The sequence below is a fragment of the Streptomyces sp. NPDC097595 genome (assembly GCF_044761525.1).
Taxonomy (GTDB): domain Bacteria; phylum Actinomycetota; class Actinomycetes; order Streptomycetales; family Streptomycetaceae; genus Streptomyces; species Streptomyces drozdowiczii_A.
The window spans coordinates 140,509-151,474 of sequence record NZ_JBIWCN010000002.1; the positions used below are offsets into that span (position 1 = coordinate 140,509).

The window sequence follows — 10,966 nt, forward strand, 5'->3', positions numbered from 1 at the left end:
CTCGGTGACCGTACGGCGAGAAGGCACACAATCCTCACGAGACCGTGATCTCGGGGCGGCGCGCCACCCCGGATGCTCGTGGATACTGTGCGAAGGTTTAGGGTTCGGCCGTCTGCCGATTGACGGACCCGACCCGGCGGACACCGGACCGTGGGCGGCATCTGGACGTGCGAGGCCGGGAGGGACAACCGCGCTCGACACGTCTTGGGGGCTTTGGCGATGGACCCGATACACCGGGGGCCGGAAGAGTTCGGCCACGACAGCAAGGACTTCGCTGACGAGGCCGGCCGGCGCCGCCCTTCCCGCGATCCGCTGACCCCGGATTTCGGTCAGCAAACACCGCAGCAGGTCCGCATGGTCACCCTCGTCGTCGGTGACCTGACGCTCACCGTCAACCCCGTCGACGGCAGCGAGGTCGAGCCGTGCCCGCCCGGTGAGCGGCCCGCCGCCCCCGTCCGCCGCACCCCCGCCGAGCGCACCGCCCGCGCCCGCGCCGCGGCGCCCCCCGTACCGCCCGGCCCGCCCGTCCTCCAGCTCCCGCTGCTGCGGCGCGAGGAGGAACGCGAGCGGCTGACCCGCCTCCTCGCACGCGGCCGCTCCGTCCGGCTCACCGGACCGGCGGGTTCCGGCCGTACCGCCCTGCTCGACGCCGTCGCCGCCGACTGCGCGGACTTCGCGCCCGACGGGGTCGTCCGCCTCAGCGGCCACAAGCGCACCACCACCGACCTGATGTACGCGCTCTTCGACGCCGTTCACGACGCCCCTCAGCACCGCCCGGACCGGGCGCTCCTGCTGGAGACGCTGCGCACCACCGGCGCCGTCGTCGTCCTGGACGACCTGGAGCTCGGCGGCGCCGCTCTGGACGAACTGCTCGACGCGACCCCCGAGTGCGCCTTCCTGTTCGCCGCCACGCCCGAGGTTCCCGCGCCCGGCGCCGACTCCGCCCTCGAAGAGGTCTTCCTCACCGGCCTCGACCGCGCCACCTCCCTCGACCTGCTCCGCCGGGTGGTCGAACGGCAGCTCACCGAGGAGGAGGCCAACTGGGCCGGAGACCTCTGGTTCGAGTCCGAGGGCCTGCCCCTGCGCTTCGTCCAGGCCGGTGCGCTGCTGCGCCAGCGCGACCAACTGCGCACCGACGCCACCGCGTACGACGAGTACGGCTATCTGGAGAACCGGCCCGCCGACGCGCCGCCCGCGCCCGAGGCGGCCGGGGAGCCCGATGTGCCGCTGCCCAGCCTCGGCGAGGGCGCGGCGCCCGCGGCCCTGCTGGCCTCCCGGCTGAGCGACGCCGCCCGCGACACGCTGCGGTTCGCGGTGGCCCTCGGCGGTGAGGTCCCGCACCAGGCCCATCTGCCCGCGCTCGTCGGGGACACCCACGCCGACGCGGCCCTCGGCGAGCTGGCCGGCTCCGGGCTGCTCTCCCCGTCCGGCTCCCGTTACCGGCTGGCCGCCGGGGTCCTGGCCCAGCTGGCGGCGGCCGGTTACGAGGACGGCGCCGCCGACCGCGCCCGCACCGCCGCCCAGCACTACGCCTGGTGGACCGGGCACCCCTCGGTCACTCCCGAGCGGGCGGCCGCCGAGGCCGACGCGATCATCGCCGCGATGAGCCGGCTGGTGCCGGGGGAGGGGGCCGGAGGGACGAGCGCCGCCGTGCTCCTCGCCCGCAGCGCGGCGCCCGCCTTCGCGGCCGGGCTGCACTGGGGGGCCTGGGAGCGGGCGCTCCGGATCGGCCAGGAGGCCGGGCGGCTCGCCGGGGAGGTCGCGGAAGAGGCGTACTTCCACCACGAGTTGGGCGTCCTCGCGCTCTGCACCGGTCACCCCGACCGGGCCAGGGCCGAGCTGGAGACCGCCATCAGCATGCGGGGGGCGCTCGCCGACAAGAGCGGTGCGGTGGCCGGGCGGCGCGCGCTCGCCCTGGTCGAGGACCGGTCCGGGGGTGGCCCGGCGGCGGGTGAGGCCGGGGCGTTCGAGGCGTCGCCGCCGCTGGGGGTGCCGGCCGTCGTCCCGGTCTCGATGACGAGCGCGTTCGCGGACACCGCCGTGGTGCCGCGGCAGCAGCCGGTGACCGCGCCGGTGCCGGTGCCCGCGGCGGGCGGCGGCAAGGGGGCGGCCCGGGGCGGGCCGCTGGCCCTCATCGGCGGGGCTCGGCGCAACCTGGTCGCCGCCGGGGCGGGCGTGCTGCTGGCCGGGGTCCTCGGCACGGTGGTGACGCTCGGGCTGACGTCGAGCAGTGATCCGCAGGGCGGGGCCGGTACGTCGACCGAGCAGGAAGTGCCGGACGACGACAGCATCTACGACGCGGATGTGGAGACCGGGGAGCCGGCGGACGGGCCGTCCACGACCGCGGCCCCTTCGGGGTCCGCGTCCTCGTCGGCCTCGGTGACGCCGTCCGCCACGGGGAGCGGGTCGGCGACGGCCGGTGGGGTGTCGCCTTCGGCGACCTCCTCGGCGCCGGACACGCCGTCGTCCCCCGGGTCGCCGTCGTCGCCCCGGGCGACGGAGTCGTCCCACAAGCCGCCGACGTCGACTTCGCCGACGCCCACGAAGACGGCCTCCTCGCCGACGCCTACGCCTACGCCGACGGAGACGGAGTCCCCGACGGAGGACCCGGACGAGCCGCCCACGAACCCGGATACGCCTGAGCAGGCGAGCGGGTCCACGGGTGCGGCGAGCGGTAGCCCTTCGGGGGAGTAGCCCGAGAGTGCGCCGGCCCCCGGCCCGAGGGTTCCGTCCTCAATCGCCGGACGGGCTTGAAAGGGCCGACGGGGCCGAGGGCATCATGCGAGCAAAGGGCCCACCGGCCCCAGGGTTCCGTCCTCAATCGCCGGACGGGCTTGAAAGGGCCGAAGGCGGCATGCGAGCGAAGGGCCCACCGGGCCCGACGCTCAGAACAAGCGGAGCTTGTCGTCCTCGATGCCGCGCATCGCGTCGTAGTCCAGGACCACGCAGCCGATGCCGCGGTCCGTGGCGAGGACCCGCGCCTGCGGCTTGATCTCCTGGGCGGCGAAGATGCCCTTCACCGGGGCCAGGTGCGGGTCGCGGTTCAGGAGCTCCAGGTAACGCGTCAGCTGCTCGACGCCGTCGATGTCGCCGCGCCGCTTCAGCTCGACGGCCACCGTCTGCCCGTCCGCGTCGCGGCACAGGATGTCGACCGGGCCGATGGCCGTGAAGTACTCGCGGCGGATCAGCGTGTAGCCCTCGCCCAGGATCTCGATGCGGTCCGCCAGCAGTTCCTGGAGGTGCGCTTCGACGCCGTCCTTGATCAGCCCCGGGTCGACGCCCAGTTCATGGCTTGAGTCGTGGAGGATTTCCTCCATCGTGATGATCAGTTTTTCGCCCGCCTTGTTCACCACGGTCCAGACGCCCTCGGTGTCGCCGCTGCCCTCCTTCAGGGTGCAGGGCGGCGACATCCAGTTGAGCGGTTTGTACGCCCTGTCGTCGGCGTGAATCGACACGCTCCCGTCCGCCTTCACCAGGATGAGGCGGGGAGCGGAGGGCAGGTGGGCCGTGAGCCGGCCCGCGTAATCCACGGAGCAGCGGGCGATGACGAGACGCATGGTCGGCAACGCTACTCGACGTCGGGGGGCCGACGCGATTCACCCATCCGTCACTCCCGTCCCTTCCGGAGTTGACGCTTTCTGTCTTGCCCCTCTTTGAACCCCTTCGTTATTGGCCGGTTGTGTTCCCAATCTCCTGGTGCGGCCCGGACTGCGCCCTTACCGTGGAAGCGGGAGGTCGCCGTGCGTGCACGCTGCGTCGTCGTCGGCCTTCTTCCCTGCCCGTAAGGCTCCGGTAATCCGCCGGGGCCGCGAGAGGAGAACCCATGTCGCTCGACGTCTCACCGGCTCTGTTGGAACAGGCCGAGCGAGGCGAGGTCGACGAAGCCGACTTCGTCGACTGCGTCCGGACCTCCCTGCCCTTCGCATGGGAGATGATCAGCTCGTTGGTGGCTCAGCTGAAGGTCGACGGCGGGGAGTTCGCCGACAACCAGACGCCGCCGCCCACCGAGCAGGCACGTGGTCAGCTGCTGCGCGCGCTCGCGAGTGATGCGATACGCGGAGCGCTGCAGCGGCACTTCGGGGTGCGTCTCGCATTCCAGAACTGCCACCGCGTCGCGGTGTTCCCGCTGGACGCCTCGGTCGACGACCGACTGGCCAAGTTCACCTCGGTGAGGGGCCAGTTGCTCAACCAGTCGCCCGAACTACGGGACTGCTGAACGCTTTTGTCGCCGTTCCGGGCCGCGGGAGGTGCAACTGGTCCGGGGCGGCGGCTCCGTAAGCACACCGCCGTACACCCTTCCGTCCGTGCGCGGGGGTCATTCGAGGAGTGGCCGTACCTCCGTGCCCAGCCGCGCTACGTTCTCCTCCGTGGCGACGAGATCTCCGGAACCCTCCACCAGGAGCGCGAAGCGGGTGATGCCCGTGCGCTCGGCGGTGACCGCGAGGCGCTCGGCCGCCAGCTCCGGCGTGCCCACCGGATGAAGGCCGCACAGCAGCTCCGCGTACCCCACGGGGTCCCGCATCACCCGGTGCCGGCCGTCGACGGTGACATGCGCGCCGAGCCCCTGGCGCAGCCAGCCCGGCATCGCCTTCACCAGCGTCTCGACGGCGTCCTCGGTGCGGTCGGCGATCTGGGCCACCCCGGCCGAGACATGCCCCGCCCCGCGCACCTTCTCCGGCGCATGGCCGACCGCCAGCGCGCGGGACCGCCAGAGCGCCACCATCTCCGCCTTCTCCGCGTCCCCGCAGTGCATGCCGAGCAGCATCGGCAGACCCCGGTCGGCGGCGAGCTCCACGGTCTTGCGCGAGGTGCACGCGACGATCACCTCGGGCCCGGCCCCCTCCGCCCCGTCCGCGCCGATCAGCTCGTCGGCCCGGGGGACGACCGCGACCTCGCGGAACCCGTACCGCTCGCCCCGGCCCGCCACGCGCGGCTTCCGCAGCCAGTCGAGCAGCAGGTCCAGGGACTCCGGGAATCCCTTCTCGTACGCCTCCAGGCCGCCGCCGAACACCTCCAGGTCCACCCAGGGACCGCCCCGGCCGACTCCGAGGCTGAACCGGCCCCCGCTGGTCAGATGGAGCAGCGCGGCCTGCTCGCCGAGCGCCACCGGGTGCTGGGTGGGCAGCACGCTCACCGCCGTACCGACGCGGATGCGGCGGGTCCGGCCGAGCAGCTGCGCGGCCAGGGTGACGGCGGACGGGCACACCCCGTACGGCACGAAGTGATGTTCGGCCAGCCAGACCGAGTCGAGCCCGGACTCCTCGGCGACCTCGGCGGACCGGATCGCGCGGTGCAGCGCTTCCCCCGGTCCCTGGCCCGGAAACTGGGCCGCCAGTACGAACGTTCCGACACGCATCGCCAATTGCCTCCTTGCGGCCGACGCGGCTCTCCCCTACTGGCAACAACGTCTGACACGTGCCAAAGGCACGGTCCGGCGCGGAGTTGTTGCGATTTTCCGGTAACCCCTCGCGCCACGAAGCCCGAGAGGCGGGTACCCCGCCCGAATGGCCCTACGCTGGACGAGTCCCGCCCAGCCCGTTCCGTGAGGTGAAACGTGTCCCCGCGCCGCAACCGCCCCCGAGGCGGCGAGAGCCGCAACGACAGCGCGAGCGAGTCGGCGGACCGGTACGGCGGGGGCGGGCGTACGGAGGAGTGGCAGGGCGAGGAGTGGTCGGTGCGCCCGGTCAGCGGCGCGAGCGCGGCCGGCAAGCGCTACCGCTGCCCCGGCTGCGACCAGGAGATCCCGTCCGGCGTCCCGCATCTGGTGGCGTGGTCCGAGTACGGCGGTGTCGACGACCGCAGGCACTGGCACAAAGCCTGCTGGAACGCGAAGGACCGCCGCACCACGAAGGTGCAGCGGTCCCGGAACGCGCCCCGCTACTGAGGGGGCGCGGCCTCAGACGTCGCGCTGGTTCATCGACAGGTACGCCCCGCCCATGGCGAGCGCCGTCACGACGAGCAGGATCCACAGCGGGTCCCAGCCGGACGGCCCGCCGGACGACGTGACCGAGTTGTCGTAGAAGACGCTGAGCTGGTTCGGGATCGAGTACTCCAACAGCTTCTCCTGGACCGTCGCCAGCGACGACGCGAACATGAAGATGGCCAGCACGAGCGGCAGCAGCACCACGCCGATCATGAGGGTGATCGCCCCGGCCGAGTGCCGGATCAGCGCGCCGACCGCGAGCGCCAGCAGCCCCAGCGTCGCCACGTAGAGCCCGACGCCGACCGTGGCGCGCAGCCACTCCTCGCCGGTCGGCGACACCGCGTCCAGCATGGACGACTGGATCAGGGCGACCACCGAGGTCATCACCGTGGTGATGACGAAGGTGAGCAGGAAGAAGACGAGCGCCTTGGCGCCGAGCACCCGGCCCCGGCTCGGGCAGGCCGTCAGCGTCGTACGGATCATGCCGGTGCCGTACTCCGAGGCGATCGTCATCACGCCGAGCGTGATCACACAGATCGTGCCGAGCAGCACCCCGAAGAAGCCGAGGCTCAGCACCGGCGTCTCGCCCATGTCCGCGTCGGACGCGGAGACGGCGACGGCCGCGAGCACGCCGATGACCAGCAGCAGCGCGGTCATGACACCGAGCGTCCACATGGTCGAGCGCACGGACCGGATCTTGGTCCACTCCGAGGCGATCGCGTCCCCGAACGTCGCGGGGCGCATCGGGATCGGCGAGACGTAGAAGCCCTGCGGCTGCTGCTGGTACCCCTGCTGCGGCGCGGGCTGCTGGTACGGCGCCTGCGGCGTCGGCGGCGTGGTCATCGGGCGTCCTCGCTGGTCTCGCGCTTGGTCAGGTCTGCGGGGGCGGGGGCCTCGGCGGGCGCCGCCGGGGCGGGAGGGGCGGCGGCCGGCGCGGGCGCCTGGGCCGGCGCGGCGGCCGCGTACGGGTTCTGTCCGGGCGGCGGCGGGGCGTACCAGCCCTGCTGCGGCACGTCCGGCACGGGCTGCTGGGGCGGCGGGGCGTACCCCGGCTGCGGCCCGTAGCCGGGATGCGGCGGCTGCTGCTGGAGGTGGGCCCGCTGGTCGGCCGTCGAGCGGTAGTCCACGGCGCCCTGCGTCATCCGCATGTACGCCTCCTCCAGCGACGCCTGGTGCGGCGAGAGCTCCCACAGCCGGACGTCCGACTCGTGGGCCAGGTCGCTGATCCGGGGGAGCGCCAGGCCGGTGACCCGCAGGGCGCCGTCCGGCTCGGACAGGACCTGGCCGCCCGCCTCGGTCAGCGTGGTGGTCAGCTTCTCGCGCTGCTCCGGCGTCTCGTCCGGGACGCGGACCCGGGCGAAGTCGGCCGAGTTGGTCGAGATGAAGTCCTTGACGCTCATGTCGGCCATCAGCTGGCCGCGCCCGATCACGATCAGATGGTCGGCGGTGAGGGCCATCTCGCTCATCAGGTGCGAGGAGACGAAGACCGTGCGGCCCTCGGAGGCCAGCATCTTCATCAGATTGCGGACCCAGAGGATGCCCTCCGGGTCGAGGCCGTTGACCGGCTCGTCGAACAGCAGCACCTGCGGGTCGCCGAGGAGCGCCGCCGCGATGCCGAGCCGCTGGCCCATGCCCAGCGAGAACCCCTTGGAGCGCTTACGGGCCACGCCCTGGAGGCCGACGACGCCCAGCACCTCGTCGACCCGGGCCTCCGGGATGCCGGCCAGCTGGGCGAGCGAGAGCAGGTGGTTGCGGGCGCTGCGCCCGCCGTGCACCGCCTTGGCGTCGAGCAGGGCGCCCACCTGGCGGGGCGCGTTCGGCAGATTCCGGAACTCGTGTCCACCGATGGTGACCCGGCCGGCCGTCGGCCGGTCCAGGCCGAGGATCATGCGCATGGTGGTCGACTTGCCCGACCCGTTGGGACCGAGGAACCCGGTGACGGCACCCGGCCGCACCTGGAAGGAAAGGTTGTACACGGCTGTCTTCGCGCCATAGCGCTTGGTCAGGCCGACTGCCTCGATCATGCTCCAGCCCCATCGACTATCTGTCGTCGGGGCACACGCCGTCCGGCCGTACGCCCCCGTAAGAGTTAGGAGGATATCCGCGCCTTGACGGTTCCGCCCAAGCCGTTACGGGGGTGAGTCCCGGTCCGCCTGCCGTACGGGCTCTCAGGCGTCCCGCTTCTTCAGTACGAGGAAGCCGCCGAGCACCGCGGCCGCCACCCAGCCCACCATGATCAACAGCCCGGCCCAAGGCCCGTACGGCGCCGGATCGCTGTTCATCGCGTCCGGCACCACCTGCATGATCTTGGAGCCCGCCTGGTCCGGGAAGTACTGGGCGACCTTCTTGGCGCCCGGCACCGCCGACAGGATCTGCGAGACCAGGAAGAAGAACGGCACCAGGATGCCCAGCGACAGCATCGAGCTGCGCAGCATCGCCGTGACCCCCATGGAGAACAGCGCGATCAGCCCCATGTAGAGCCCGCCGCCGACCACCGCGCGCAGCACGTTCTCCGCGCCGATGTCCGTACCGTGGTCGCCCAGCAGCGCCTGGCCGAGGAAGAACGTGACGAAGCTGGTGAGCAGCCCCACCACCAGCGCCAGGACCCCGGCCACCAGCATCTTGCTGAACAGGAAGGTCGCCCGCCGCGGCACGGCCGCCAGCGAGGTGCGGATCATGCCGGAGCTGTACTCCGTACCGACGACGAGCACTCCGAACACCACCATCGCCAGCTGGCCGAGGATCATCCCGGAGAAGCTGATGAACGTCGGGTCGAAGGTGGCCTGCTCGGCCGGCTTGAGATCGTCGAACTGGGCGTTCATCACCGCGCACAGGGCCGCGCCCATCGCCACGGTGACCAGGAACGCCGAGATCAGCGTCCAGGTGGTGGAGGAGACCGTGCGGATCTTGGTCCATTCGGAGGTCAGGACCGCGGGGACCGAAGCCATCGTCACGCCCCCTCTCCGTCGCCGGGCCGCTGGACCCAGCCCTCGCCCCACTGCGGGCCCTCGGGCGCGGGTGGTGCGCCGCCGCCCGGCGACGAGTGCGCGTGGTACTCGACCGAGCCCGCCGTCATCTGCATGAACGCCTCCTCCAGCGACGCCCGCTGGGCGCTCAGCTCGTGCAGCGTGATCCCGTGCCGGGCGGCCAGCTCGCCCAGGTCCTCGGTGGTGCCACCGTCCACCTCCAGCGTGCCGCCGTCCGCCTCGACGGCGACGACGCCCTCCTGGTGCAGCACATCGCGCAGCCGCTCCTGCTGCGGGGAGCGCAGCCGGACGTAACTGCGCGAGTTCTCGTGGATGAAGTCGGCCATCGACGTGTCCGCGAGCAGCCTGCCCTGGCCGATCACGATCAGATGGTCGGCGGTCAGCGCCATCTCGCTCATCAGGTGCGAGGAGACGAAGATCGTCCGGCCCTGCTCGGCGAGCGTCTTCATCAGATTCCGGATCCAGTGGATGCCCTCGGGGTCGAGGCCGTTGACCGGCTCGTCGAACATCAGGATCCGGGGATCACCGAGCAGCGCCGAGGCGATGCCCAGGCGCTGGCCCATGCCGAGCGAGAAACCCTTGGACTTCTTCCGCGCCACCGCGGTCAGGCCCACGGTGTCCAGCACCTCCGCCACCCGCTGTTCGGGAATGCGGTTGCTCTGCGCCAGACAGAGCAGGTTGTTGTACGCGCTGCGCCCGCCGTGCATCGCCTTCGCGTCCAGCAGCGCGCCGATGTACTTCAAAGGTTCTTCGAGTTCGCGGTAGTGCTTGCCGTCGATCCGCACGGAACCGCTCGTCGGGTTGTCGAGATCGAGCATCATCCGCATCGTGGTGGACTTGCCCGCCCCGTTGGGTCCCAGAAAACCCGTCACCATTCCCGGTTTGATCACGCACGACAACTGGTCGACGGCGACCTTGTTCCCGTACCTCTTCGTGAGGCCATCGAGCTCGATCATGCGTTCACGCTAGAACGCCCGCGTGCCCGGCGCCACCACAAGGGCGGAACCGGGCACGCGGGTACGGCAACCGGAGTCAGCGGGTCTGCTGGGCCGGGACGCCGCGGGAGGCGGGCTCCTCGTCGGCGGGGGTGCCGGCGGCCGCCACCGCGGCACCGGTCAGCGTCGCCAGCATCTCGCGGACGTTGGTCAGCTGCGCGTTGATCGAGTCGCGGCGGTTGGTGAGGGCCGCGAGCTCGCGCTCCGATTCGCTGCGGATGCGGTCGGCCTTCGCGTTGGCGTCCGCCACGATGTCCTCGGACTGGCGCTGCGCGGTCTCCACCGTCTGACGGGCCCGGCGCTCGGCGTCGGTGCGGAGCTTCTCCGCCTCCAGGCGGAGCTGCTCGGCGCGGTGCTCGATCTCGGCGAGGCGCTTCTCGGCCTTGGCCTGGCGGGACGCGAGGTCGCGCTCCGACTGGTCGCGGCGCTTGGCGAGGTTGGTCTCGAAGTCCGCGGCGGCCTGGGCGGCCTTGGCGCGGGTCTCCTCGAAGAGGGCGTCGGCCTCCTCGCGCTTCTGCGCCGCGTCCTTCTGCGCGTCGGCACGCAGCGCGGTGGCCTCACCCTGGGCCTTGTCGACGATGCGGACGCCGTCGTCCTCGGCCTTGGCCTTGCGCTCGGCGGCGAAGGTCTCGGCGTCGTTGCGCACCTGCTGGGCGGCGGACTCGGCGAGCTCGCGGTGCTGCTCGGCGGCGCGACGGGCCTCCTCGCGCAGGTCCTTCGCCTCCTCCTCGGCCAGCCGGAGGATCTTCTCCACACGCGCGCCGAGACCCGCGTACGACGGCTCCGCGTCGTTCACCTGGGCCTGGGCGTTCTGCGTTTCGAGGTGCAGTTCCTCGATGCGCTTTTCCAGCGATGTGATGCGGGCGAGAGCACTATCACGGTCGGCGACGAGCTTGGTAATGCGGTCATCCACCTGACCGCGGTCGTAACCACGCCGCACGAGTTCGAAGCCGAAGGGGGAGGAAGGGTCACTCATGGGGTTCCTGTCGAAGTGAGACCGGTGAGGTGATAGAGGGAATCCTAGGGGCCGGGGCGGCGTGTCATCGAGCAGATGCCGGTTT

The 10,966-nt window shown here is 71.9% G+C and carries 10 protein-coding genes; 3 read left to right on the forward strand and 7 right to left on the reverse strand.

The genetic code is table 11. The features are described 5' to 3' along the window. Positions 1 to 219: 219 nt before the first annotated feature. Entirely contained in the window at positions 220 to 2,694 is a 2,475-nt protein-coding gene (locus ACIQZN_RS03300) for an ATP-binding protein (RefSeq protein WP_403987753.1), read from the forward strand. Between the two features lie 191 nt (positions 2,695 to 2,885). Here ACIQZN_RS03300 and nucS read toward each other — a convergent pair whose 3' ends face one another. Continuing rightward, on the reverse strand, positions 2,886 to 3,557 hold the full coding sequence (nucS, locus tag ACIQZN_RS03305) for an endonuclease NucS (protein ID WP_403987756.1): 672 nt from the start codon (positions 3,555 to 3,557) through the stop codon (positions 2,886 to 2,888). Between the two features lie 266 nt (positions 3,558 to 3,823). On the opposite strand from nucS, the gene ACIQZN_RS03310 reads away from it, so the two are divergent. After that, entirely contained in the window at positions 3,824 to 4,216 is a 393-nt protein-coding gene (locus ACIQZN_RS03310; RefSeq protein ID WP_403987759.1) for an SCO5389 family protein, read from the forward strand. 99 nt (positions 4,217 to 4,315) lie between these two features. Here ACIQZN_RS03310 and ACIQZN_RS03315 read toward each other — a convergent pair whose 3' ends face one another. Beyond that, positions 4,316 to 5,356, reverse strand: coding sequence for an LLM class flavin-dependent oxidoreductase (locus tag ACIQZN_RS03315; RefSeq protein ID WP_403987762.1), 1,041 nt, complete (start codon positions 5,354 to 5,356; stop codon positions 4,316 to 4,318). A 198-nt stretch (positions 5,357 to 5,554) separates the two neighbouring features. On the opposite strand from ACIQZN_RS03315, the gene ACIQZN_RS03320 reads away from it, so the two are divergent. Continuing rightward, positions 5,555 to 5,884, forward strand: coding sequence for an ATP/GTP-binding protein (locus tag ACIQZN_RS03320; protein ID WP_073963897.1), 330 nt, complete (start codon positions 5,555 to 5,557; stop codon positions 5,882 to 5,884). 12 nt (positions 5,885 to 5,896) lie between these two features. Here ACIQZN_RS03320 and ACIQZN_RS03325 read toward each other — a convergent pair whose 3' ends face one another. The 5 genes from ACIQZN_RS03325 to ACIQZN_RS03345 all read right to left on the reverse strand — a co-directional run bounded on the left by ACIQZN_RS03325 (position 5,897) and on the right by ACIQZN_RS03345 (position 10,881). Further along, a complete protein-coding gene (locus ACIQZN_RS03325; protein ID WP_403987766.1) occupies positions 5,897 to 6,766 on the reverse strand; it encodes an ABC transporter permease subunit in 870 nt (289 codons plus the stop codon). Further along, positions 6,763 to 7,947, reverse strand: coding sequence for an ABC transporter ATP-binding protein (locus ACIQZN_RS03330; RefSeq protein ID WP_403987769.1), 1,185 nt, complete (start codon positions 7,945 to 7,947; stop codon positions 6,763 to 6,765). Before ACIQZN_RS03330 ends, ACIQZN_RS03325 begins: the two co-directional genes overlap by 4 nt. Before the next feature lie 144 nt (positions 7,948 to 8,091). Beyond that, on the reverse strand, positions 8,092 to 8,871 hold the full coding sequence (locus ACIQZN_RS03335; protein ID WP_403987772.1) for an ABC transporter permease subunit: 780 nt from the start codon (positions 8,869 to 8,871) through the stop codon (positions 8,092 to 8,094). Positions 8,872 to 8,873: 2 nt separating this feature from the next. Next, positions 8,874 to 9,866, reverse strand: a complete 993-nt coding sequence (locus tag ACIQZN_RS03340; RefSeq protein ID WP_403987775.1) for an ABC transporter ATP-binding protein — start codon at positions 9,864 to 9,866, stop codon at positions 8,874 to 8,876. A 76-nt stretch (positions 9,867 to 9,942) separates the two neighbouring features. Further along, positions 9,943 to 10,881, reverse strand: a complete 939-nt coding sequence (locus ACIQZN_RS03345; RefSeq protein ID WP_403987778.1) for a cellulose-binding protein — start codon at positions 10,879 to 10,881, stop codon at positions 9,943 to 9,945. Positions 10,882 to 10,966: the final 85 nt, after the last annotated feature.